We start from the raw sequence: 24,180 nt of genomic DNA, 5'->3' as shown, positions 1-24,180 counted from the left end.
CGTTCCCGGACCTCAGGCGAAAATCTCTGGCTCATCATGTTCATCATGGCTCCTTCTCACAGATAGGAGCCTCCGGGAAACCCGGGACGCTTCAATCATTCCACCCCGACGGAATGCAAAACCGTGGCGCCCGACAACGCCTGGCGCCCGGGCCGGAAATGAGGCCATACGGGCTTCAGAACGCTTTGGACGGGCGATCTGGCGACGCTGGAGCGGGTATCACCGCCGAAGCCGCGTCGAGATAAAAATGCACTGCATCAAACTGCTCGGCCAGCGCCTCACCGCGAGAGACTTTGACCGTCAGGTCTCGGAGTTCTACCTGCGTATCGCGATCCTCAATCAGTTCACCGCGCTCGGAATCCCACTCACCGAGGCTATTCAGTAAATCATAAGTCCCAGAATGCGAGGTCCATAACCAAAACTCTATTTGTGCAACAGAGCCGCGTGCCGCCTAAACAGCATAACCAGAGGGGCCAGTTCCTCCGTTATCTCACGTCATCCAAAGTCCCAAATCTTTAGACGACGGACATAAAAACGCTCTGGACTGGTATGGGATATATCAAATGGCGGAGAGGGTGGGATTCGAACCCACGGTACGCTTGCACGTACAACGGTTTTCGAGACCGTCCCAATCGACCACTCTGGCACCTCTCCGAATCCGGTAAGCCGGGCCGTGCGGCGCTTATAGGAGCGGCGGGGAACGGGAGCAAGGGGGCGGGGAGAAAATTATGGGAGGCATGGACCTGACCAGCCCAATCCGGCCCGGCGGTGTCACTGGTCTCTGCTTGCGTGTCGGTCACGTAGTGTCCGGCGCAGTGGTCCGTCTCGAATGCGGATATGGTCGTCACCTTTCGGAATGACGTGGAGGGTGGAATGTTTTTGTGTCATGTCGAAAGGGCGGCTATTTTCTTCCCGCCAGACTCTGGTACGATCCGGCTTTGCTTCAGGCGCATTCGGGAGAAGAGTCCATTCGTGGTTTGCCGGCAGTCAGGCGTGGCCTTTCCCGCTTCCGGGCCGTGCTGGTGCTGGGCCCTCTGTGCTGTTGCATCCCCGTTCGGGCGGAAGACAGCCTCCCGGCGGCGCATCGGGGCGGCACGTTGCATCTCGCCGCCGTCGGGTCGGGCGGGACGCTGGACCCGCAGATCAACTATACGGCGGAATATATCAACCTCTTCGTGACGATCTATGACGGGCTGACGGGGTTCCGCAAGGCGCGCGGCCCGGCGGGCGATACGGTGATGCCCGATCTCGCCGAGGCGATTCCCGCCCCGCAGGACGGGGGCCGGACCTATGTCTTCACCCTGCGCGACGGCATCCGCTTCTCGGATGGGCGGAAGGTGACGGTGGAGGATGTCGCGGCCTCCTTCCGCCGGCTCTTCCGCGTGGGCTCGCCGACGGCGGGGGCGTTTTACGGCGATATCGCCGGGGCCAAAGCGTGCCTTGCCGATCCGGCTCACTGCACGCTCGCGGAGGGGGTGAGCCCCGATCCCGTCCATCGCACCGTGACATTCCATCTCACGGCGCCCGACACCGAGTTCATGATGAAGCTCGCCTTCACCCATGCGAGCATCCTGCCCGCCGATACGCCGGATCACGACACAGGAAACAATCCGGTGCCGGGGACGGGACCGTATCATATCGTCAGCTATAATCCCGAGGGTGGGATCGTCGCCGAGCGGAACCCGTATTTCCATGTCTGGAACGCGGAGGTGCAGCCGCCCGGCTATGTGGACCGGATCGAGTATCGCTTCGGCCTGACCGACGAGGCCGCCGTCACCGCCATCGAGAACGGGCAGACGGACTGGATCTACGATCCGATTCCGCTCGACCGTCTGGGCGAGCTTGGCGCGCGGTTCACGTCCCAGACGCATATCGAGCCGCATCTGACGATCTATTTCGCGCCGATGAACGTCCATATTCCGCCGTTCGACAGCGAGAAGGCGCGGCAGGCGGTGGATTACGCCATCAACCGCCATGCGATGACCATTCTCTATGGCGGCCCGGCGATCGCGCAGCCGCTCTGCTCGCTGGTGCCGCCGGAGCTGACGGGGCGGATGGCGGGGTGTCCCTACACGAAGGGTGCGGATTTCGCGCATCCCGCGCCGGAATGGAAGGCGCCGGATCTGGAACGTGCGCGCGAACTGGTGCGCGAGAGCGGCACAGCGGGGCAGAAGGTGACGCTGGTCGTCGCCAATCGCAGTGTCGATCGCGCCATGGGCAACGAGTTGCGCGACACGCTGGACGCGATCGGCTACCATGCCGATCTCAAGCCGCTCGCCCCGGCGTTGATGTTCGATTACATCCAGAACAGCAACAACCACGTCCAGATCGCCATCAAGGACTGGTCCTCGGATTTCCCCTCCGCCTCGAATTTTCTCGACGGTCTGTTCGGCTGCGAGAATTTCCATCCCGGCTCGAATTCGTCCGTCAACATCTCCGGCTTCTGCGACGGGGAGGTGCAAGCCCTGATCGACCGCGCCAAGACCGATGTGACGCTGACCGATGCGCAGCGGGCGGATCTCTGGGCGCAGGTGGATGCGTTGCTCGCGCGTCATGCGCCGGGCGCGCCGATCATTCATAAATATGACGTCACCTTCGTCTCGAAACGGCTCGGGAATTTCTTCTATACGCATAATTTCGGCCTGTTCTTTTCGCAGGTCTGGGTCCGGTGAGGATGGACGCGACGGCGCAGGCGGCGGGGATCGCGGCGGGCGCGCTCGATCCCGTGGCCGTGGTGGAGGCGGCGCTGGAGCGCGCGCACGAGGTGCAGCTCGCGTGCAACGCCTTCGTCACCCTGCGCGACGAGGCGGCGTTGGCGGAGGCGCGGGCGGGAGTCAGGCCGGGGCCGCTGGGCGGGGTGCCGATCGTGCTCAAGGACATGACGCCGACGCGCGGCGACCGCTGGACCGAAGGGTCGCGCCTCTTCGCCTCGCGCGTGGCGGAGCGGGATGCGTTGATTGCGGCGCGGCTGAAAGCGGCGGGGGCCATCGTGATCGGGCGGACAACGACGCCGGAATTCGCCTGGGCCGGACGGACAGACAGCCCGTTGCTCGGGGTGACGCGCAATCCCTGGAATCCGGCCTATAGCAGCGGCGGGAGTTCGGGCGGCTCCGCCGTGGCGGTGGCGGCGGGATGCGTCGCGCTGGCCGAGGGGTCGGACATGGGCGGGTCGATCCGCATTCCGGCCTCGGCCTGCGGGGTGTTCGGGCTCAAGCCCTCGCTGGGGCGGGTGCCGTTCGACGGGGGCGCGAACCGCTTCGACACGCTGGCGCATTGGGGGCCGCTGGCACAGTCCTGCCGGGACGCGGCGTTGTTCCTGAACGTCACCCAGTCGCAGGCGCGGCACGATATCGCGGGCGCGCCGCCGCCGGAAGACTTCGTCGCGGCGCTGGAGCGCCCGCCCGCCGGGCTGCGTGTGGCGCTCTCCGTCGATCTCGGCTGTTACGAGGTGATGCCGTTCGTGACAGCCGCGCTGGACGGCGCGGCGGGGCGGCTGGCGGCGGCGGGCGTAAGTGTCGAACCCGTCGCGCTGGCGTTTCCGCCCGAGGCGTCGGCGCAATGGGACCGTGAATGGGCGGTCTGGCTGGCGCAGAACTATGGCGCCGCGGTGCAGGGCCGCGAGGCGCTGCTGGCTCCCGCGGTGCGGCGGCTGATCGCGGAGGGGAGGGAGGCGTCGGCTCTGGCCGTGCGGCAGGGGGAGATGATCCGCACGCGGATGGCGCAGGTGTTGCAGCCCGTGCTGGAACGGTATGACGCGCTGATCTGCCCTGCCCTTGCGCGCGAGACGCCGTTGGCGGACGGGCCGTATGTCAGTCCGCCGCCGGAGATTTCGGGGCGGCTGCGCGAGACGACGATGACGGGGATGTTCAACATGTTGAGCCGCCTGCCGGTGCTGAGCGTGCCGGTGGGGCTGTCGCCCGGCGGCATGCCGGTCGGGATGCAGATCGTCGCGCGGCCGGGACGGGAGGCGGACGCGTTGCGGCTGGGCAGCGTGTTCGAGCCTTGCCCGGTTCCGCCGGCCTGGCGGCCGTTCGACTGGTCGCCGCCGGATGGGGTGCCGACGGCGTGAGCGAGGGGGGACCGTGGGTGCGGCTGGCGCGTCAGGTGCTGCGCCGGCGCGGTGCGGTGGCCGCGTTCTCGGCGCTGCTGCTGATCGTGCTCGCGAGCGCCGCCGCGCCGCTGTACGCGGCCTGGGTCGGCGTCGATCCCTTCGCGTCCGACGTGGCGGGAACGACGATCCGCGACGGGCGGGAGGTCGACCTGATGCAGCCGAACGATAATCCGCTGCATCTCGGCCTGACGCCCATCGGTCCGGACTGGCGCCTCGGGCCCTATGCGATGGGGGCGGACCCGCAGGGGCGGGACGTGGCGGCGCGGGTATTGTATGGCGGGCGCAATTCGCTGCTGATCTCGGCGGCCTCGGCGCTGCTCTGCCTGGCTGTGGCGACGGGGCTGGGGCTGGCGGCGGGGTATTTCGGCGGATGGGTGGACGCGGTGCTGTCCCGGCTGCTCGATATCCTCTGGGCGGTGCCGGTCTATCTGCTGGCGATCTCGCTCTCCATCGTCACGATCGGCCATGCGCTGCATCTGGGGATCGTGACCATCGCGTCCGATAATCTGCTGATTCCGGTGGCCATCATCGCGCTCGTCTATATCCCCTATGCCGCGCGCCCGCTGAGGGCGCGGGCGCTGGCGCTGGCGCGGGCGGAATTCGTGCTGGCGGCGCGGGCGCTCGGCGCGTCTCACTGGCGCATCCTGACGCGCGAGATTTTGCCGAACCTGCTCGACACGCTGATGGTGCTCGCGCCTCTGCTGATGGCGCTGTGCCTGTTGGCGGAATCCTCGCTCTCCTTCCTCTCGCTCGGCGTGCAGGCACCGGCCGCCTCCTGGGGGACGATCATCCAGGACGGGGAGGGGCTAATCTACACGCGCCCGATGGTGGCGATCCTTCCGGGGCTGGCCATCGTCGCCACGGTGCTGGCGCTGAACGTGCTGGGCGATGCGCTGCGGGACGTGCTCGACCCGAAAGGGGGGCGGCGATGACGCGTGCGTTGCTCTCGCGACTCGGACAGATGGTGCTGGTGCTGTTCGGGATTTCGGTGCTGATCTTCGCGGTGTTCTTCGCCACGCCGGGCTCGGACCCTTCGGCGCGGATCGCCGGGCGCGGGGCGAGCCAGGAGGTGCTGGCGCGGGTGCGGGCGGACTATGGTTTCGACCGGCCGCTCCCGGTCCAGTATGTGCGGATGATGGAGAAGCTCTTCGTCACGCGCGATCTGACCTCCTTCGTGGATCATGGCGAGCGCGTGGTGCCGGAAGTGCTGGAGGCGGCGCCGGTGACGCTCTCGCTGGTGCTGTTCGCCTCGGTGTTCTGGCTCCTGCTGTCGCTGGGGATCGGGATCGTCTCCGCGATGCTGCGCGATACATGGGCGGACCGGGCGTTGATGGGGTTGAGCCTGCTGGCGCTGTCCATGCCCGTGTTCTGGCTGGGAGAGATGGTCAACCTCGTCACCCAGTCCCGCTGGCATGACGCCTGGGCGTTCTCCTGGGTGCCGCCGCTGGGGTACACCCCGTTCGCGCGGAGTCCGAAGGGCTGGGCGCTGGGGCTGCTTCTGCCCGCCTTCACGCTGGCGGTCGCCTTTATCGGGCTCTATGCGCGCGTGCTGCGCGCGGAGTTGTTGCAGGCCATGGGGGATGATGCGATCCGCACCGCGCGGGCCAAGGGGGCGGGACCGGCGCGCCTCTGGCTGTGGCACGGGCTGCGGCTCTCTTGGCTCTCCTATGTGTCGCTCTTCGGGCTGGATTTCGCGCAGCTTGTGGGCGGCGGGGCGCTGCTGGTGGAGGTGGTCTTCGCCCTGCCGGGGGTGGGGCATCTGACCTATCAGGGGCTGAACACGCTCGATTTGCCGCTCATCATGGCGACGGTCATGTACGCCGCGGTTTTCGTCGTGCTGGCGAACGCGGCGATCGACGGGCTCTATGCGCTGCTCGATCCCCGCATCAGGGAGGCGCGGCGTGGACTCTGAGGCGTTGCTTGCGGTCTCCGACCTGCGCGTCCGCCTGCCCGGCGGCGCGGCGCTGCTGGAGGGCGTGTCGCTGGCGGTCGAATCCGGGCGCTCGCTCGGGGTGGTGGGCGAATCCGGCTCGGGCAAGAGCCTGACGGCGCTTGCGGTGATGGGGCTGCTGCCGGGTCTGGCGGCGGACGGGTGCGTCCGCTTCCGGGGGCGCGAGATGCTCGGCCTGCGCGAGCGGGACTGGCGGCCGGTGCGGGGGCGGGAGATCGCGATGATCTTTCAGGACCCGATGACGGCCTTTCTTCCCGTGCGGCGGATCGGCGATCAGATCGACGAGCAGATCCGCCTGCATGAGAACCTGTCCCGCAAGGCGGCGCGGGCGCGAACGGTGCGGCTGCTGGGCGAGATGGGCGTGCCGGACCCGGACCAGGCGGCGCGGCGCTTTCCGCATCAACTGTCCGGCGGGTTGCGGCAGCGGGCGATGATTGCCATGGCCCTGTCCTGCGCGCCCTCTTTGCTGATCGCCGACGAGCCGACCACGGCGCTGGACGTCACGGTCCAGGCGCAGATTCTCGTCCTGCTGCGGCGTCTGCGCGAGACGGGGGCCGGGGTGATGCTGATCACGCATGACATGGGCGTGGTCGCGCAATCCTGCACGGATGTCGTGGTGCTCTATGCGGGGGTGGTGGTGGAGCGCGGGCCGGTGCGCGACGTGCTGGACGCGCCGCTTCATCCTTATACGCAGGCGCTGCTGGCCGCGATGCCGCCGCTGGACGGGCCGCGACCGGAGCGCCTGCCCGCGATTCCCGGCCAGCCGCCAGCGCCGGATGCGCGGCCTGCGGGCTGCGTGTTCGCGCCGCGCTGCGTCTTCGTGCGCGAGGCGTGCGGCACGCGGCCGCCGATGATCGCACGCGGCGGGCGGGAGGCGGCCTGCGTGCTGCTGGCGTCATGACGGTACTGCTGGAGGCTCATGACGTCCGGCGTGTGTATCGCCTCGGCGGCGGACGGGTGTTGCAGGCCGTGGCGGGCGTTTCGCTGCATGTGAAGGAGGGGGAGTCGCTCGCTCTGGTGGGTGAGTCGGGCTGCGGGAAATCCACGCTGGGGCGCGCGCTCATCGGGCTGGAGCCGGTCGATGCGGGAGCGGTTCTGTTCGACGGGGAAAATCTCGCGACGCTGACATCGCGGCGGCGCCATGCGCTGCGCGGGCGCATGCAGATGGTCTTCCAGAACGTTCACGCCGCGCTGAATCCGCGCCGCACGGCAGGAGACTCGATCGCCGAGCCGCTGCGGATTCACGGGATCGGGCGGGCGGCGATTCCGGAGCGGGTTCGTGTGTTGCTCGATCTGGTCGGGCTGCCGGAGCAGGCGGCGGTCCGATATCCGCATGAATTTTCGGGGGGGCAGCGGCAGAGGCTGAACATCGCCCGCGCCCTGGCGCTGGACCCGGCGCTGGTGGTGGCGGACGAGCCGGTTTCCGCGCTGGACGTGTCGGTGCAGGCGCAGATCGTCAATCTGTTCCGCGATCTTCAGGCGCGGCTGGGGCTGGCCTGCGTGTTCATCTCGCACGACCTTGCCGTGGTCCGGCAGATGGCGGACCGGATCGCGGTCATGTATCTCGGGGCGATCGTCGAGGAAGGGGAGGGGATGGCGGTGCTGGCGGCCCCGGCGCATCCCTATACGCGGGCGCTGATCGACGCCGTTCCGCGCCCGGACCGGCCGCTGCCGCCGCCGCTTCAGGGCGAGGTGCCAAGCCCGCTCTCGCCGCCGCCGGGATGCCGGTTCCACCCGCGCTGTCCCCATGCGATAGGGCGGTGCCGGGAGGAGGCGCCGATATTACGGGACATCGGGCCGGGACGGAAGGTCGCCTGCCATTTCCCGTTGATCTGAACCCGGCGCCCGGCGGAAACCCGGGGATGCGGGCGTGATAAGTCTCGGCTGATGCGATCACGTAACGGGGAGCATCGGAGCGGTAGAGAATCGTTCGATCGCAAGGCCGATCAATCCGGACAGGAAACTGTGGCGGACAGGACACACACATTAAACAAGATTAGGATTTGATCATTTCGCATATGTGACCACGCGCCGTGACATGTCATCGTTTGGCCCAATTCCCGCAAGGGAGCGAAAAGCGCGTTGAAAGGAATACGGAATGATCCCACTACGGATTTTGTGGCCAGCTCACGGAAGGCGTAAGTCCCTTCTGCTTTTGATGTCCCTTCCATTCTTGCCTCAGGCTGTCATGGCCGCCGATGCGACCAGCCATAAACACGCTACGCATCATCGGACGACGACAAAGCGAAAGACCGCCAGCGTCCCGACAGTGAACACCCCGTCCGCGGCTGCGCCGCACACCGTGTCGACCTCGTCGGCGGCGGCCCGTGGAACGGCTCTTGCAGGCCCGGTGACATCCCTGCCCCAGGGCGGCACGGAGGACATCATCGTCACCGGCTCGGCGCTCTCGACATCGAACAATACAAGCGCCAATCCCGTGCAGATCATCACGGCGCGGCAGATCCAGCAGTCGGGCGTCAACACGCTGAGCGACTTCTTCCAGCGTCTGCCCTCGATCGGCTCTTCGGGAACCTATAACACCCAGACCAACGGAACGAACGGCGCGGCCTGCACCGATCTGCGCAATCTGGGCTCCAATCGCGTTCTCGTGCTGATCGACGGCAAGCGCACCGCCAAGAACGGCAATTCGAACTGCGTCGACCTCAACACGATTCCGATCGCGGCCGTTCAAACGGTCGAAATCCTGAAGGATGGCGGCTCGGAACTGTACGGCGCGGATGCCGTGTCGGGCGTCATCAACATCAAGCTGCGCCACGACGTCGATACCGGCAATATCACGCTGCGCGGCGGCGTGACGGGGCATGGCGACAATCTCCTGGGCCAGATTTCCGCCTATAAGGGCTGGAATTTCGATCATGGGCGCGGCAACATCACCCTGTCGGGCTCCTATATGAACCAGCAGGGCATCCAGCAGAAGAACCGCTCCTGGGCGTACTATCCCCAGACCAACGATCCGACCTCCGCCGCGGGCGTCAACTATGGGTCGATCATCACGCCGAACGGAACGTTCTTCGGTCAGGATACCGGCAAGACCTATCTCGGCACCTCCAACGGCTCGCTCGTGAATTACACGAAATCGGGCCGCTACAATTACGGCCCTCAGCAGTCACTCGTGAACGAGTTGCAGCTTTCCAGCCTGTCGGGCGATACGCATTATGATGTCAATTCGCATCTGACGCTGTATGCCAACGTGCTCTACAGCCACAAGACGAGCTGGGCGCAGATGGCCGGCGAGCCGGTCGAGGGCAGCGTGCCGCCTTCGACGCTGCCGAACTCGGTCATCATCCCGGAGGATTATCCGGGCAACAATTCGGGCGAGGCGTTGCAGGTCTATCGCCGTATGACCGAATTCGGCAATCGCAAGACCTCGACGGCCATGGACACCGTGACCGGCATGTTCGGCGCGAAGGGCGATATTTATCGCGGATGGAAATACGATCTGTCATACACGTACGGCGTGTCGATGGATACGATTCAGCAGGAGGGCGTGGGTAATTACGCCAACCTCCTGCGTGAATACGGTCTGGAAGAAGACACGCCGGGTGACCCCAACAGCCTGTTGTACTATAATGGCAATACCTGCGCGGGATATACCGGCTGCGTACAGTCCAATATCTTCCATCCGCTGTCCCCCTCGGCCGCCAATTACGCCAATTACACCACGCATGCCCATAGCCAGTACCAGTTGCGTGATCTCAATCTCCGCATCCACAACAATCATGTCGTGACGATGCCGTGGCGTGGCGGCGGCGACCTCGGTTTCGCGCTGGGCATGGAACATCGCGGAGAGCAGCTCAACTACAATCCCGACCCGCTCGTCCAGTCCGGCGGATCGCTGACCAACACGGTCGCGTCCACAAGCGGCGGATATAACGTCACGGAAGGATATCTGGAAGGCGAGTTGACGCTGCTGAAGAACGTGTTTCTGGCGCGCGACCTGACGATCGACGCGCAAGGCCGGTTCTCGGAATACAATACCTTCGGGCAGGCGAAGAACTGGAAGGCCTCGATCGACTGGGCGCCGACGCGCGACATCCGCTTCCGTGCGACGCTCGGGACGTCCTTCCGCCAGCCGAGCGTGTACGAGATGTACGGCGGCACGACGCTGAGCTATAATACGGCGAACGATCCTTGCGCGCAGGCCGACAGCTATGGATCGCTTTCCGCCAATGTCGTGGCGAATTGCGCCAAGCAGGGCATCAACACCGCGACGTTCCAGAGCGCCGGCGCGGGGCAGGAGCCCACGCTTCAGGGCGGCAACAGCAAGCTGAAACCGGAAATCGGGCGTACCTATACGTTCGGCACCGTGATCACGCCGCGCTGGATTCCGAATCTTTCGACCTCGATCACTTTCTGGCACTATACCGTGTCGGGTTTGATCGGCAGCCTGGCGACACAGTATATTCTCGACAGCTGCTATACGGGAACCAACAACTCCCTCTGCTCGGACATCAACCGGCTTTCGAACGGCCAGATCAATACGGTCTCTGCCCAGGACCAGAACCTCGGGGGATTGATCACGAGTGGCGTGGACTGGGATCTGAACTACATGTTCCGCCTGACGCCGCATGACATGCTGCTCGTGGACAATAACTTCCAGCGCCTTCTGAAATACAAGCAGCAGAATGTGCCGGGTGGCCAGTGGTATGACTATACGGGCGCGCTGTTCTATCAGAATGGCAGTGCCAACCCGATCGTTCGTAACTACACGACGCTGACCTGGAGGCATAACCGTTTCTCGGTCGCCTATATGTTCCAGTATATCAGTGGCATGAACTGGAATGACGGGACGAACTTCCTGTCCAAGAGTGGATTTGGCCGCGTCTATACGCCGTCCATGGTCATTCAGGATCTGTCGTTCAGCTATAACCTGAACCGCTGGGCGTTCCGGTTCAACATCGATAACCTGACGGACAAGGATCCGCCCTTCGTCGCCAGCGCGAGCGACAACAGCGCGGGTGGTGCGTATACCGCGTGGTACTATGGCCGCACGTTCAGCTTGCAGGCTGGCGTCAACTTCTGAGGACGAAGGCCGGAAGGAGCTGGATTTCTTCCGGCTTCTTCCGCCTGACGGATGATCAGTTTGTCAGCGGAACCGGCGGCGGCAGATGTGTCGCCGCCGGCGCAATCATGGATGCAGCCCGGGGCGCCGATACCGGCGCGGGCGCCACGGGCGCTACCGGAGCAGCTCCTCTGGCGGAAGCGGCGGGCGGCAGGATCGAGGCGCGCGCCGGGGGAATCGGCTGGCCCGGATAATAATACGGCCCCTTGTAATTCTGATTGAGCTGGGCGGCATTGAGATCGCCGACCGCCGAATTGCCGGTGCCGTCGGCATAGGGAGAGCGCCATTTGGCCACGCCCTTGTCCTGCGGCTGCGCGTCATGGGGATGGCGGTGGTGGTGATGGGCGGCGAGAGCAGGAAGAGTGGTGGCCGCCAGCAGAACGGTGAGACCGGTCCGGGCGAGGATCTTGATGGTCATGATGTCACCTCTTGGGTCGAGACGTGCGGACTATAAGTATGGCGTCGTGCGGTGCAAAGGGGAGGCTTCTTGCCGGGAGACAGCGAGCGGCGTATGGCTGGAGAGGGTTGTTTCTCCGGGAGATCAAGGATCATGACTGCTCCAGGCGCCGGTATCGCTGCCGAGCTTGTTCCGACCGGGACGCTGCGCGTCGGGATCAATTTCGGCAATCCGGTGCTGGCGCAAAAAGACCCCGAAGGCGGCCCACCGCGCGGCGTGTCCGCGGATCTGGCGCGGGAGGTGGCGCGTCGGCTTGGCGTCGGCATCCGGTTCGTGACGTTCGACGCCGCGGCCAAGGTGGTCGAGGCGGCGGCGCGGAACGAGATCGATCTGCTTTTTCTCGCCGTCGATCCGGTGCGGGGCAGAGAGGTGCTTTATACCGCGCCTTACGTGGTGATCGAGGGGACATATCTCGTCGGGCAGGGCGCGCCGTATCATGACGTGGCCGCGCTGGATGCGCCGGGCGTGCGGATCGCGGTCGGAAAAGGGGCCGCCTATGACCTCTATCTCTCGCGGGCGTTGCGCCATGCGACGCTGGCGCGGGCTGAGACGTCGTCCGGCGCGGTCGATCTCTTCGTAAGGGAGGGGCTGGAGGCGGCGGCGGGCGTACGGCAGCCTCTGGAGGCCTATGCGGCCGCACATCCGGGCTATCGCGTGATTCCGGGCCGCTTCACCGCGATCGAGCAGGCGGTGGCGACGCCGCGCGGCCGGGAGGTGGCGCGAGCCTGGCTGCATGGCGTCGTCGAGGAGGCGAAGGCGTCCGGTTTCGTACGGGACTCGCTGGCCGCGAGCGGGCAGAGTGCGGCGACGGTCGCGGAGCCCGCGAAGGAATTTCCCGTTTTCTGAACTCGTTTCTTGGTGATTTGCTGTCGTATTGATCTCGCAACGGAGAAGCGGTACATCCCCGTATACGTCCGCGTCGTGGCCGTCGGGATTCGGCAAAGGGGAGACTGGATTGTGAGCATTCGGGAGGCGAGCACTCGTGGTGTGAGCGTTTTGGGAATGAGACGGCGCGGAGCTAGGTGGTTTTTATGCGGGTCATTGTGGCCCGGCGTCGCGTTCGGGGCCGCGCCCGGAATCGATTCGGGCGACACGGCATGGATGCTGACGAGCACGGCGCTGGTCCTGCTGATGACGATTCCCGGCGTTGCGCTGTTCTATGCGGGGATGGTGCGCAAGAAGAACGTTCTGGCGACGATGATGCAGTCGTTCGCGGTATGCTGCATCGTGACGATCGTGTGGATGGTGGCGGGCTACAGCCTGACCTTCGGGACGGGGAACGCCTATATCGGCGATCTGTCCCGCTTCATGCTGAACGGGATCGGGGCGCATATCTCCAAGGGCACGGATATCGGCTTCACGCTGGGCGCGGGCAGCGCGAACGCGACGGTGATGACGATCCCCGAGAGCCTCTACATGATGTTCCAGATGACGTTCGCGATCATCACGCCCGCGCTGATCGCGGGCAGCTTCGCGGAGCGGATGAAGTTCTCGGCGCTGTGCCTGTTCACGGTGCTGTGGTCGCTGCTGGTTTATGTGCCGATCGCGCACTGGGTCTGGAGTCCGCTCGGCTGGGTGGCCGGTCTGGGGGCGGTGGATTTCGCGGGCGGCACGGTGGTGCACATCAACGCGGGCATCGCGGGTCTGGTGGCGGCGCTGGTGATGGGCAGGCGACATGGCTGGGGCCGTGACGACATGTCGCCGCATAATCTCGGCCTGGCGCTGATCGGCGCATCGCTGCTGTGGGTGGGCTGGTTCGGGTTCAACGCGGGCTCGGCGGTAGGGTCGAACGGCCGCGCGGGGATGGCGATGGCGACGACGCAAATCGCGACGGCGGGCGCGGGCGTATCGTGGATGCTGGTGGAATGGCTGAAGACCGGGAAGCCGACGGCGCTGGGGATCATCTCGGGCGCGGTCGCGGGTCTGGTGGCGATCACGCCGGCCGCAGGGTTTGTGTTGCCGGGCGGGGCGCTGGCGATCGGGCTGATCGCGGGAGCGGTGTGCTATTTCTCGGCGACGGTCCTGAAACACGCGCTGGGGTATGACGACAGCCTGGACGCGTTCGGCGTGCACGGCGTGGGCGGGATCGTGGGCGCGCTGCTGACGGGCGCGTTCGCCTATGGCCCGCTTTCGGCGACGGACGCCAACCCCGCCGGTGTGGTCGGGTCGTTCCATCAGGTCGTGGCCCAGGCCGAGGCCTGCGGGGTCACGATCCTCTGGTGCGCCGTCGTCACCTTCCTCATCCTCAAGGTCGTGGATCTCGTCGTCGGGCTGCGTGTCACATTGACGGAGGAAACAGAGGGCCTCGACATCTCCCTCCACGGAGAACGAATCGGGTGAGGCCGGGCCGGTCTTTATCGGACTTTTCTCTGCCCTGACAAAGGAGGCGCGCGACCGCCGGCGTGCGCCTCCTTCCGTTGCGGGACGGATTTCTCCCGCCCGTTCAGGCATCACGAATGGTTGTTGTTGCCCGGTCGCGCGTACTGCCCTTGAATTGCGGTGAGCGGGAGAAGAGCCATGCTGCTATGGTCGGTGGTCTGTTTCACTTTTGTCATCGCGCTGGGTGTTCTTCTCGCGATCGGCGTATTCAGGGGCACGCCGTCTTCCAAAATGATACGCCTGTTTCACGGCGTCCTGGCCGTCACGGGGCTGGCCATGGTCGCGACCGTGATGTCCCGGGGCGATACGCGTCTTGGCATCAACGTGGCGCTCGGCACGGTCGTCATCCTGCTCGGCGTGATCATCGGCCTGATCAGGGTCAAGAGGATGAACCCCTCCGCACTGGTCGCCTGTCATATCTGGCTCGCGGCGATGTTCTATATCATTCTCGTCTTTTTTACCTTCGGCCCGTCCTTCTGAGGACAGTGGAGCGGACGCCGCTCACTGTTTCCGATCCTGCCGGAACAAGGCCCATTCCTCCACGACGCGGCCGTCCGGCAGGTGGCAATATCCGGTCTGACCGCCGGGCGCGTTCCGGATTTCCAGCGTGCCGCCGCGTTGCACGCAATGGACCGAGGCCGGGTTGGGCATGCCGACCGGCCCGGGCGCGTGCGTCGTCGTGCATCCGGCCAGAGAGAGGATCGTCAGGGCGGCGAGAGAGAGCGGTTTCATGTCGATCGGATTTTCCTTCCCGTGTCGCGTCCAAGCTAGACCCGTTCCGTGTCCGGTGCGAGACTGGACGAGGAATGCGCATGGGCCGGGAGTGGTGTCGTGAAGCCTGATCTGCTGGGGAAGACGCTGCTCGCGATGTGTGGGGCCTGTGCGCTTTCAGCCTGTGAAACGCCGAGCGACCGGATCGCCACACGGGAAGACCATCTGGCGGCGGCGGGTTTCGCGTTCAAACCGGCCGATACGCCGAGCTTGCAGGCCATGCTGAACAGATTGCCGCAGCATCAGTTTCTCCGCAGGGTCCATGACGGAAAGACGTTCTACGTCTATGCGGATGAAACGGTCTGCGGCTGCCTCTATGTCGGCGATGAATTCGCCTTCTATCGGTATCGGCAATCCCGGCAGCAGGACGCCTATCAGCGGGCCAGTCAGCTTGGCGCATTGAATTATCAGGATAATACATGGAGTTGGGGGCCGTGGATGCCCGGCTGGAACGGCTGGAATCCGGCCTGGGGAAACTGGGACCCCGGCATGATGGGGCCGGTCGGCTGGTGAGGGGGGCGGGAGGTGCCATATCCGCTATGGCCGGACGCTCTTCCGCGCGTCTGAGGGTCAGAGCGGCCCTATCACGGGGAGGGATCGCTGTTCGGCGTCGTAATCCCGATTATCGAGATCGAGCATGAAATCATAGGCTTGCGTGCCGGCGTTCCAGCTCCAGATCTGGTGGCTCAACGCCTTTCCCTCACCCCATCCCCGGAACGTCAATTCGGGCGGCGTCCGGCCTCTGTGGGGAAGCACGGCCACGGCCGTTGCCGGACCGTCCCATAACCGGCGGTCGTTCCGGTCCAGGATCGCGATTTCGGAGCGCTGGGGACCGAAGCACGCGCTGGTCAGGATGACGGCCTTCGCGGCGGGAAGTGACGGTCCGAGCGCCAGCGGGACGATCCGCACGTCGATCGGCGTGGCGCCGCAGCGCGCCCGGTCATAATAATGCAGGGCGGCCATCTGCAGGTGGCCGTCATCGACCGCACCGATCGCTCCGGCATCGCCTGGCATGGGGAGTCGTCCGGTCGCGCCGTCCATGAAATGCGCATGATCCGCTCGAGCGCGCAGCCCGGCATAGACGCTCCCGGCCGTGGCGGGCGTGACGGTGAGGGCGAGAAGGGCGATCAGCGTCGCGCGTGTCAGTCTCATGGAGCGTCCATCCTTTTCCGTCATCGTCTGGAGAATGAGGGCGACGACCGATCCCGTCGGAAGAGCCAAAACCAGAATCGCCCGGATTTCAACTCTTCCTTTCATCCGATCACGTTTCGGTTCGCGGAACGCCGCTCCGCCGCCGCCAAAGGGCTCGCCCTTTGGAAGCCGTTGACTATATATCAACGGAAGGTCCGGGAGCCTGCCGGCTCGGCCGGATTCCGTACCGCCGATATCTTGAAGGAAGACAGGACCGTGAAGATCGCCGACTGGATGCAGCATTCGGGTGTGGGATTCGGGACGAGCGGCGCGCGTGGACTCGTGACGGCCATGACGGACGCGGTCTGCTGCGCCTATACGGCGGGATATCTGAAACATCTGGCGACGCTCGGGGAGTTCGAACCGGGCATGCGCGTGGCGGTGGCGGGGGATTTGCGCCCGAGCACGCCGCGTATTCTGCGGGCCTGCGTGGCCGCGATCGCCGCTTCGGGGGGCGAGCCGGTCTTCTGTGGGTACGTTCCGACCCCGGCCTTGTGCCTTTACGCCTTCGCTGAAGGCATTCCGTCGCTGATGGTGACGGGTAGCCATATCCCGGCGGATCGCAACGGCATCAAGTTCAATCGCGCGCATGGGGAATTTCTCAAGCAGGACGAGGCGGGGATGCGCGCGCAGGAGGTGACGCTTCCCGAGGGATGGTTCGATGCCGGGGGCGCGCTGGTTGCGCCGGTCGCGCTGCCGCCGGTCACGGAGGTCGTGCCCGCTTACGTGGCGCGGTATCGCGCGTTTTTCGGCGACCGCGCGCTCGCGGGTCTGACGCTGGGGGTCTATCAGCATTCCGCCGTGGGGCGGGATGTGCTGATGCAGGTCGTCGAGGCATTGGGCGGCGAGGCCGTGGCGTTGGGACGGTCGGAGAGCTTCATCCCGGTCGATACCGAGGCCGTGCGGGCGGAGGACGCGGCGCTGGCGCGCGGCTGGGCGGCGGAAGGGCGATATGACGCCATTCTGACGACGGATGGCGATTCCGACCGGCCCTTGCTGGCGGATCGGTCCGGGACGTGGCTGCGCGGGGACGTGCTGGGCATTCTGGCGGCGCGCTATCTCGGCGCGGCGGCGGTGACGACGCCGGTGAGCAGCAATACGGCGCTGGAAAAAGCCGGATTCGCGCAGGAAGTGCGCCGGACGCGGATCGGCTCGCCCTTCGTGGTGGCGGCGATGACGGAGGCGGCGGAAGCCGGGATCGTGCCCTCCGTCGGCTATGAGGCGAATGGCGGCTTCCTGCTGGCGAGCGACGTGACGTCGGGCGGGCGGGTGCTCCCGGCGCTGCCGACACGCGATTCCGTGTTGCCGATGCTGTGCGCGCTGGTGGCCGCACGCGAGTCGGACGGCGTCGAGGCGCTGTTGCGCACCCTGCCGCCGCGCTTCACGCTGAGCGACCGTTTGACCGAGATGCCGACGGCGGTGAGCCAGGCGCGGATCGCGGAACTCGCGGCGGCTCCGGCGGCGGGAGCGGCGCGTCTGGGCTTTGTCGCCGCGTGCGGGGCCGTGACGGATGTCGACGAGACGGACGGGTTGCGCATGCGTTACGCGACGGGAGAGATCATCCATCTGCGGCCGTCGGGGAACGCGCCGGAATTGCGGGTCTATGTCGAGGCGGACACGCCGGAGCGCGCCGCGGCGTTGCTGGAGCTGGGGATCGGCGCGGTCAGCGCGTGGCGGATGGGGTGACGGCCGAGGGCAGTTCGTTCACGGTGACGACCCGCCAGAGACCGTCGATGCGTTCCAGGATCGTCAGCGAGAGATTCTGGATCGAGAAGCGCAGGGCGGTGTCGGGGTGGATGTGCAGGGCGTGCGCCAGAGCGGCGCGGATGGCGCCGCCATGGCTGACGATGATGCTGTCCTGACCGGGGCGTTCCTCCGCCATGTCGTCGAGCGCATGGCTGACGCGGGCGCAGACGTCGAGCATGCTTTCGCCGCCGGGCGGCCGCTCCGTGGCGGAGGTGGACCAGAAGCCGTGGGGGCGCTGGCGGAGCCTCGCGGGCAATTCCTGATGCGGCAGGTCGTGCCATTCGCCCATATGCTGCTCGATCATCCGGGGTTCGACGAGAACCGGGCGCTCGCCATATCCGGCGGCGAAGATGGCGCGGGCGGTCTCCAGCGTGCGGGTCAGCGGCGAGACGAACCACGCGGCGTCCTGCGGAAGGCGGCGGGCGATGGCCTCGTAATACGGGCGTTGGAGGGCGAGGCTCTCCGCGCAGAGATCGACGTCCATCGCGCCGTAGAGCCGCTGGCGGGCGGCGGCATCCACCAGCGCGTGGCGGATGAGCCAGAACCGTGTCGTGCCGGGAGGAAGCTGCATGGAATCGAGGAAATGGCCGTGAGAAGTCTGGGTCATTGCGGTCCGGGCGTGTGGGGTGTGGGCTCCAGCGGAGCGTAGTGCGGGACGGGATCGGCGGAAAGCAGAGCCGTCCAGTTCTTCAGGATCAGGCCGATCTTGGCGAGGGCATGGCGGGCGTCCTCATGTTCCCGCGCGAGGCGGGCGGCGGCGTCCAGCCCTTCATGCGACGGTTCGCCCGAGACGAGGCGCGCGCCTGCGCAGAGGCGCAGCGCGCCGAGGATGTCGCCGCCCGCCGGGGACGGCACGGGGACGGGTTGCCCGAGATGGCAGAGCCGCGCCGCCAGCGGATCGTCCGGGACGAGGCGGGAGAGATCGGCGTTCAGCCAGCGATGGAGGCGGCGGGAGTCGTCCAGGGCGAGGAAGGCGCCGGACCGGACGGGATCGGCGACGAGGAAGGAAAAGATCGTCGGGATCTCGTCCCATGACGTCTCGCCCCCCTCCTCGCCTTCGAGCGGTGCGCGGAGCAGGGGCGGCGTGTCGAGCAGGGTGAGGTCCGGATGCTTGGCGATGGCGCGCAAGGCGAGATCGCGGAAGCCGGAGAGGATGGCGCGGATGCGCGCGGGCGGGACGGCGGCCAGAGCCGTCATTTCCGCCAGTGCGGCGTGCCAGCGCAGGGCGAGGCTGAAATTCGCGCCCGTCGGAAGCGGGGTGGCGGTGGGCGGCCATTCGGCGGCATGGGTGTATTCTGCCAGCCCGGCCGGAAGCGGAGCGGTGGCGAGGCGGCGCGCCGTGGTTTCGGGGAGCAGAAGCGCGCCGCAGAAGGGCGGTCCGGTGAAGAATTTCGAACCCGTGACCATGACCATCGCCCCGTCCCTGACCATGGCCGCGACGCGGGCGGCGGCGATACGGGCCTGGCAGGCGTCGACGACGATGTCGATCCGGCCGGGGAAGCGCGCCCGGAGGGCGGCGATCAGAGCGTGGCTGGGCGAGAGAAGGCCGGTCTTGGACAGGTCGAGCTGATGGAGCAGCACGTGACGGCCCGCGGCGACGGCGTCCTCCGTCAGCCCGGTGCATTCGGCATCGACTTCAGCGGAAGAGCGGGGCGCGCCGTCCGGCGCGCGCAGGGGAACGCCGATCAGCAGGGTCTGTTCGGGGAAGCCCTCGATGAGGTTGCCGCGCGGGACGGGACGATTACAGGCCGTTTCGCTGGAAAAATGGCGTCCATGGGCGGCGAGGGGAACGCCGCTGCCGGTTTCGTCCGGGGCGATGAGCAGGCTGGTCACGGGACGGGACGTGGCGGAGGCGACGACCGCGAGGGCGGCGAGTTCGCAATCCGTCCCGGAGGCGGCGAGGATCACCTGGTCGGCGCCGGCGAGGCCGTAGAAACGGGCGAGGGCGGCGCGCGCCTGGAAGGAGGCGGCGGCCTGGGCCGCGGCGGGAGTCTGGCCGCGCAACAGGGCGACGGCGGCGTGGCGGCGGGCGGATTCCGCGCCTTCGAACCCCCGTTCCGAGAGCGAGGAGGCGGTGGAGGACGCGAAGGTGATGGCCCATGGGCGGGGACGGTGGGAGCAGCCGTAGCGGTTCAGCCCCGTGCGCGGATCGACGGTCAGGCGCTCGTCGCCGCCCTCGGCCATCAGGGATTCCGTGGGGCCGAGGAACGGCCAGAGCGGGCGAAGGGTATGGAAGAGGGCGGCGGCGTCGAGCGGCGTTTCGGCCTCGTGGGGGGGCGTGGGGCAGGGGCGCGCGAGGGGGGCAAGCGCGGTCCAGAGCGAGGCGAGGGCGGCGGGCGGCGGCGGTTCGGCCGCGGCGAGTTCCGTCAGCCAGGGGAGGTCCGGCGCGGCGGGCGCGGGCGTGCCGTCGGGGCGCGGGTCCAGGCGATGGAAGAGCGCGGCGAGGCGCGCGGCGGCGAAACCGGCCAGAGGCGGCGGGATATCCGGCGCGTCGAGGCGCAGGCGGGCGAGTTCGATGGCGTGGCGAAGGAGGGTGGGGGCGAGATCGGGGCGGGCGAAGGCGAGGGGGCCGAGGCTGACCTGCGTGTCGCGGACGAGAAAGGGGATGGGCAGGCTGGTGTCGAACGTCAGGCTCAGCGGCCCGGCGATACAACGGAGATCGGGGCGCTCCAGCGTTTCGAGCAGGGAGTGTGTCAGGTCTTCCGCTAGCATCAGGAACTCCTCGATGGTGCGACTCGCGGTCTGGAGCGTTTCACGGTCCGGGCGGACCGGGAAGCGCCGGGGGCATGGTGCGTCACAACGATATCATCCGGCCGGGCGAGTCCATCCCGCCGGATGTCGCTCCGGAACAATCCGGTTTCACGGATGAGAGGGCGTTGCTCTTGGCCCCCTCTCCTGTAGTATAAGCGCATCGAATGTGGCGATGCCGGGGAACTGATGCGTATAGTGTTGACGGGCGGATGCGGTTTCATCGGATCGGCTGTTGTCCGGCATATCATTCAGAAGACGAATCACAGCGTCCTGAACGTTGACTGCATGACCTACGCCGCGTCCGAGGAGACGGTGGCGGAGGTGGCGGGCGATGCACGGTATGAGCACGTGCGGGCGAACATCGTCAACGGCGTGGAGATGCAGCGGCTGTTCACGGCCTATCGTCCCGACGCGGTGATGCATCTGGCGGCGGAGAGCCATGTGGATCGTTCGATCGACGGTCCGGGCATCTTCGTGCAGACCAATATCGTCGGCACCTATGCGCTGCTCGAGGCGGCGCGGAAATACTGGCAGGGGCTGGCGGCGGACGAGCAGAAGGCGTTCCGCTTCCATCATATCTCGACGGACGAGGTGTTCGGGCATCTCGAACTCTCCGATCCGCCCTTCACGGAAACGACGCCCTATGACCCGCGTTCGCCCTATTCGGCCTCGAAGGCGGCGTCGGATCATCTGGTGCGCGCGTGGCATCACACCTACGGTCTGCCGACCTTCGTGACCAACACCACGAACAATTACGGCGTCTGGCATTTTCCGGAGAAGCTGATCCCGCTCGTGACGATCAACGCCATCGAGGGCAAGGATCTGCCGGTCTACGGCAAGGGCGAGAACATCCGCGACTGGCTGTTCGTCGAGGATCATGCCGAGGCGCTGGTGCGCGCGGTGGAGCGGGGCGAACCGGGCGAGACCTATGCGATCGGGGCGCGGCAGCCGCGCACGAATCTGGAGGTCGTCAAGGCGATCTGCGCGGTGCTGGACGAGTTGCTGCCGGACCCGGCGGGCCCGCGCGAGCGGCTGATCCGCTATGTGTCGGATCGTCCCGGCCATGATTTCCGCTACGAGATCGATCCCAGCCATGCGGAATCGGCACTCGGCTGGAAGGCGGCGCATGATTTCGAGAGCGGTATCCGCAAGACGGTGCAGTGGTATCTCGATCATCGCGATTGGTGGGGGGAGATCAGGTCGCGCCGCTATACGGGGCAGCGGCTTGGCCAGCAACACGGGTAAGAGCCGAACCGAACGTTCCCCACGGAGAAGAGCCTGATGGTTATGCTTGTCGAGACGCCCATGAAGGGCATCATTCTGGCCGGAGGCTCGGGGACGCGGTTGCATCCGATGACGCTGGCGTCGTCAAAGCAGTTGTTGCCGGTCTATGACAAGCCGATGATCTACTACCCGCTTTCCACGCTGATGCTGGCGGGGATACGGGACATTCTCGTCATCACCACGCCGCACGACATGCCGCAGTTCCAGCGTCTGCTGGGAGACGGATCGCAGTTCGGGGTGCGTTTCTCCTATCGGGTGCAGCCGAGCCCGGACGGGCTGGCGCAGGCCTTCCTGATCGGCGAGGACTGGCTCGAAGGGCAGCCCTGCGCGCTGGCGCTCGGCGACAACCTCATTTTCGCCGATCATCTGGGCGTCATGCTGCGGGCGGCCTCCATGCGGCCGGAAGGCGCGACGGTTTTCGCCTATCAGGTGCGCGATCCGGAGCGGTACGGCGTCGTGACCTTCGACGATACGGGACGCGCATTGGATATCGTGGAAAAACCGGCGCGCCCGACCTCGAACTGGGCCGTGACCGGGTTGTATTTCTACGACCGGCGGGTGGTGGATTTCGCCCGGCGGGTGAAGCCAAGCCCGCGCGGGGAGCTGGAGATCACCGATCTCAACCAGATGTATCTCGAAGAAGGGACGTTGCAGGTCGATCGCCTCGGGCGCGGCTGCGCATGGCTGGACGCCGGGATGCCGGACAGCCTGATGCAGGCCGGGCAGTTCGTGCAGACCATCCAGTCCCGTCAGGGGATGCTGGTGGGATCTCCGGAGGAGGTGGCGTTCCGCATGGGCTTCGTCGACGCGGCGCATCTGCTGGACCTGGCGGCGCGCGTGGGCAAGACGGAACTGGGGCGGATGCTCAAGGAACTCGCCGAAGCCGGCCATAATCCGAATCACTGAAACGACAGAGGGCTGGTGAATGAAAGTTGAACGTCTCGAAATTCCGGAGGTCATTCTCGTCACTCCGCCGCGCTTCGGTGACAATCGCGGGTTCTTCTCCGAGACGTACAATGTCCAGCGCATGACGGACGCGGGAGTCGATCTGCCGTTCGTGCAGGACAATCAGAGCCTGTCGCGCCAGAAGGGCGTCGTGCGGGCGCTGCATTGCCAGCTGGCGCCCTATGCGCAGGGCAAGCTGGTGCGCTGCACGAAGGGGGCGATCTGGGATGTGGCGGTGGATATCCGCACGGGATCGCCGACCTACGGCAAGTGGGTGGCGGCGGAACTTTCGGAGGAAAACTGGTCCCAGATCTGGGTGCCGCCGGGGTTCCTGCACGGATTCGTGACGCTGACGGAGAATACCGAGGTGCAGTACAAATGCACCAGCCTGTATGACAGGGCATCCGAGCGGGCGGTGATCTGGAACTGTCCGGAACTGGCGATCGCGTGGCCGATCGCGCCGGAGGAGGCGGTGCTGTCCGACAAGGACAGGGTCGCGCCGCCTTTCTCCGAGGCCAAGGGATGGTTCAGCTACTCATGAGCGCGCAGGTGAAAGGCCCGATCCTCGTGACGGGCGGCAGCGGGCAGTTGGCGGTCTCGCTGGAAAAGCTGGGCGGCGCGCGGGTGATCCGCGTCGGGCGGCCGGAATTCGATTTCGACAGGCCGGAGACGATCGCGGCAGCGGTTCAGACATACAAACCCGCCGTCGTGGTCAATGCGGCGGCGTGGACGGCGGTGGATCTGGCCGAGACGGAGCACGAGGCGGCGGCGCGGGCCAATGACAGCGGGCCGGCCGAGGTGGCGCGGGTCTGCCGTGCGGCGGGGATTCCCCTCGTGCATGTTTCGACGGATTATGTCTTCGACGGGAGCAAGGGGACGCCCTATGTCGAGACCGATCCGGTTTCGCCGCAGACGGTCTATGGAAGCACCAAGGCGGCGGGCGAGCGGGCGGTGCTGGCGGCCCATCCGATGAGCGTGGTGTTGCGGACGTCCTGGGTCTATTCATCCCATGGCAAGAATTTCGTCCGCACCATGATCAATGCCGGGGCGAAGACGTCGCATCTTCGCGTGGTGGGGGATCAGACGGGCAATCCGACCAGTTCCGACGATCTCGCCGAGGCGATTCTGGCCATCGTCGCGAAGGTCGAGACCGAGGGCTGGCAGGAGGGTTGGGCCGGGCTGTACCATGCGAGCGGGACGGGCGAGACGAGTTGGCACGGTCTGGCTGTTTATACATTCGAGGAGGCGGCGAAGCAGGGGCGGGCCATGCCGGAGGTGACGGCGATCCGGACCGAGGAGTGGCCGACCCCGGCGAAGCGCCCGGCGGATTCGCGGCTCGATTGTGGCAAGCTGGAGCGCGTTTTCGGCGTGAAGCTGCCGGAATGGCGCGAGAGCGTGGCGCGCACGGTGCGCCAGATTCTCGGCGCGGCTTGACGGGCAGGCGCCGGGGACAGGCGGAACGGTGACGATAGTTTGGGCAAGACGCAAGGACGTTCGGTGGGCTGGGTCCC

At 66.4% G+C, this 24,180-nt stretch carries 22 protein-coding genes and 1 tRNA gene; 17 read left to right on the top strand and 6 right to left on the bottom strand.

Translation table 11 applies throughout. From position 1 onward, the window contains the following. Positions 1-385: transposase (locus EDC31_RS14215; protein ID WP_408812538.1), on the top strand; the 385-nt coding region annotated here is incomplete at its 5' end. A gap of 179 nt (positions 386-564) precedes the next feature. Here the strand turns inward: EDC31_RS14215 and EDC31_RS14210 are convergent. Continuing rightward, positions 565-654, bottom strand: a tRNA-Ser gene (locus EDC31_RS14210). Between the two features lie 323 nt (positions 655-977). On the opposite strand from EDC31_RS14210, the gene EDC31_RS14205 reads away from it, so the two are divergent. The 7 genes from EDC31_RS14205 (at position 978) to EDC31_RS14175 (ending at position 11,106) form a co-directional block, all read left to right on the top strand. Further along, positions 978-2,672: an ABC transporter substrate-binding protein gene (locus EDC31_RS14205; protein ID WP_052512015.1), complete on the top strand. Its 1,695-nt coding sequence runs from the start codon at positions 978-980 to the stop codon at positions 2,670-2,672. Between the two features lie 2 nt (positions 2,673-2,674). Beyond that, the gene (locus tag EDC31_RS14200; protein ID WP_052512017.1) at positions 2,675-4,069 is read left to right on the top strand and encodes an amidase; all 1,395 of its coding nucleotides are present in this window, start codon (positions 2,675-2,677) and stop codon (positions 4,067-4,069) included. Then, positions 4,066-5,043, top strand: a complete 978-nt coding sequence (locus EDC31_RS14195; protein WP_132127124.1) for an ABC transporter permease — start codon at positions 4,066-4,068, stop codon at positions 5,041-5,043. Before EDC31_RS14200 ends, EDC31_RS14195 begins: the two co-directional genes overlap by 4 nt. Beyond that, positions 5,040-6,023, top strand: coding sequence for an ABC transporter permease (locus EDC31_RS14190; protein ID WP_042060068.1), 984 nt, complete (start codon positions 5,040-5,042; stop codon positions 6,021-6,023). Before EDC31_RS14195 ends, EDC31_RS14190 begins: the two co-directional genes overlap by 4 nt. Then, positions 6,013-6,963 carry an ABC transporter ATP-binding protein gene (locus EDC31_RS14185; protein ID WP_042060070.1) on the top strand — a complete coding sequence of 317 codons (951 nt, stop codon included), beginning with the start codon at positions 6,013-6,015 and terminating at the stop codon, positions 6,961-6,963. The genes EDC31_RS14190 and EDC31_RS14185 overlap by 11 nt, the downstream gene beginning before the upstream one ends. Then, on the top strand, positions 6,960-7,898 hold the full coding sequence (locus EDC31_RS14180) for an ABC transporter ATP-binding protein (protein ID WP_042060073.1): 939 nt from the start codon (positions 6,960-6,962) through the stop codon (positions 7,896-7,898). Before EDC31_RS14185 ends, EDC31_RS14180 begins: the two co-directional genes overlap by 4 nt. Positions 7,899-8,250: 352 nt before the next feature. Continuing rightward, positions 8,251-11,106 (top strand): TonB-dependent receptor domain-containing protein, encoded by a 2,856-nt coding sequence (locus EDC31_RS14175; RefSeq protein WP_081797702.1) that lies wholly within the window; start codon positions 8,251-8,253, stop codon positions 11,104-11,106. A gap of 55 nt (positions 11,107-11,161) precedes the next feature. Here EDC31_RS14175 and EDC31_RS14170 read toward each other — a convergent pair whose 3' ends face one another. Then, complete coding sequence (locus EDC31_RS14170; RefSeq protein WP_052512019.1) at positions 11,162-11,563, bottom strand: hypothetical protein; 402 nt, start codon at positions 11,561-11,563, stop codon at positions 11,162-11,164. Positions 11,564-11,695: 132 nt separating this feature from the next. Here EDC31_RS14170 and EDC31_RS14165 point away from each other — a divergent pair, with 132 nt between their 5' ends. The 3 genes from EDC31_RS14165 (at position 11,696) to EDC31_RS14155 (ending at position 14,461) form a co-directional block, all read left to right on the top strand. Next, positions 11,696-12,448, top strand: a complete 753-nt coding sequence (locus EDC31_RS14165; RefSeq protein WP_042060077.1) for a transporter substrate-binding domain-containing protein — start codon at positions 11,696-11,698, stop codon at positions 12,446-12,448. A gap of 156 nt (positions 12,449-12,604) precedes the next feature. Beyond that, the gene (locus EDC31_RS14160; RefSeq protein WP_042060079.1) at positions 12,605-13,942 is read left to right on the top strand and encodes an ammonium transporter; all 1,338 of its coding nucleotides are present in this window, start codon (positions 12,605-12,607) and stop codon (positions 13,940-13,942) included. A 177-nt stretch (positions 13,943-14,119) separates the two neighbouring features. After that, positions 14,120-14,461 carry a hypothetical protein gene (locus EDC31_RS14155; protein ID WP_052512021.1) on the top strand — a complete coding sequence of 114 codons (342 nt, stop codon included), beginning with the start codon at positions 14,120-14,122 and terminating at the stop codon, positions 14,459-14,461. Between the two features lie 21 nt (positions 14,462-14,482). On the opposite strand, the gene EDC31_RS14150 is transcribed toward EDC31_RS14155, so the two are convergent. Beyond that, positions 14,483-14,713, bottom strand: a complete 231-nt coding sequence (locus EDC31_RS14150) for a putative hemolysin (RefSeq protein ID WP_042060081.1) — start codon at positions 14,711-14,713, stop codon at positions 14,483-14,485. Between the two features lie 99 nt (positions 14,714-14,812). On the opposite strand from EDC31_RS14150, the gene EDC31_RS14145 reads away from it, so the two are divergent. Then, positions 14,813-15,265 carry a hypothetical protein gene (locus EDC31_RS14145; RefSeq protein WP_239641701.1) on the top strand — a complete coding sequence of 151 codons (453 nt, stop codon included), beginning with the start codon at positions 14,813-14,815 and terminating at the stop codon, positions 15,263-15,265. A gap of 57 nt (positions 15,266-15,322) precedes the next feature. Here EDC31_RS14145 and EDC31_RS14140 read toward each other — a convergent pair whose 3' ends face one another. Next, complete coding sequence (locus tag EDC31_RS14140) at positions 15,323-15,904, bottom strand: hypothetical protein (RefSeq protein WP_132127122.1); 582 nt, start codon at positions 15,902-15,904, stop codon at positions 15,323-15,325. Between the two features lie 273 nt (positions 15,905-16,177). Between EDC31_RS14140 and EDC31_RS14135 the strand changes: the two genes are divergently transcribed. Then, the gene (locus EDC31_RS14135) at positions 16,178-17,629 is read left to right on the top strand and encodes a phosphomannomutase (protein WP_042060099.1); all 1,452 of its coding nucleotides are present in this window, start codon (positions 16,178-16,180) and stop codon (positions 17,627-17,629) included. Here the strand turns inward: EDC31_RS14135 and EDC31_RS14130 are convergent. Together EDC31_RS14130 and EDC31_RS14125 are read right to left on the bottom strand one after the other, a co-directional pair. Further along, complete coding sequence (locus EDC31_RS14130; protein WP_042060085.1) at positions 17,607-18,296, bottom strand: histidine phosphatase family protein; 690 nt, start codon at positions 18,294-18,296, stop codon at positions 17,607-17,609. The genes EDC31_RS14135 and EDC31_RS14130 overlap by 23 nt on opposite strands. Beyond that, positions 18,293-20,401, bottom strand: coding sequence for a hypothetical protein (locus EDC31_RS14125; protein WP_132127121.1), 2,109 nt, complete (start codon positions 20,399-20,401; stop codon positions 18,293-18,295). Before EDC31_RS14125 ends, EDC31_RS14130 begins: the two co-directional genes overlap by 4 nt. A 225-nt stretch (positions 20,402-20,626) precedes the next feature. On the opposite strand from EDC31_RS14125, the gene rfbB reads away from it, so the two are divergent. The 4 genes from rfbB to rfbD are packed head-to-tail and all read left to right on the top strand — an operon-like array spanning position 20,627 to position 24,103. After that, positions 20,627-21,685 carry a dTDP-glucose 4,6-dehydratase gene (gene rfbB / locus EDC31_RS14120; RefSeq protein WP_042058502.1) on the top strand — a complete coding sequence of 353 codons (1,059 nt, stop codon included), beginning with the start codon at positions 20,627-20,629 and terminating at the stop codon, positions 21,683-21,685. A 36-nt stretch (positions 21,686-21,721) separates the two neighbouring features. Next, positions 21,722-22,630, top strand: a complete 909-nt coding sequence (rfbA, locus tag EDC31_RS14115) for a glucose-1-phosphate thymidylyltransferase RfbA (protein WP_042058503.1) — start codon at positions 21,722-21,724, stop codon at positions 22,628-22,630. A gap of 19 nt (positions 22,631-22,649) precedes the next feature. Continuing rightward, positions 22,650-23,210: a dTDP-4-dehydrorhamnose 3,5-epimerase gene (rfbC, locus tag EDC31_RS14110; protein WP_042058505.1), complete on the top strand. Its 561-nt coding sequence runs from the start codon at positions 22,650-22,652 to the stop codon at positions 23,208-23,210. Next, the gene (gene rfbD / locus EDC31_RS14105; protein WP_042058507.1) at positions 23,207-24,103 is read left to right on the top strand and encodes a dTDP-4-dehydrorhamnose reductase; all 897 of its coding nucleotides are present in this window, start codon (positions 23,207-23,209) and stop codon (positions 24,101-24,103) included. Before rfbC ends, rfbD begins: the two co-directional genes overlap by 4 nt. Positions 24,104-24,180 lie beyond the last annotated feature (77 nt).

It is taken from the genome of Acidomonas methanolica (assembly GCF_004346035.1).
Lineage (GTDB): Bacteria > Pseudomonadota > Alphaproteobacteria > Acetobacterales > Acetobacteraceae > Acidomonas > Acidomonas methanolica.
This window is presented reverse-complemented; position numbering and strand designations above follow the sequence as displayed.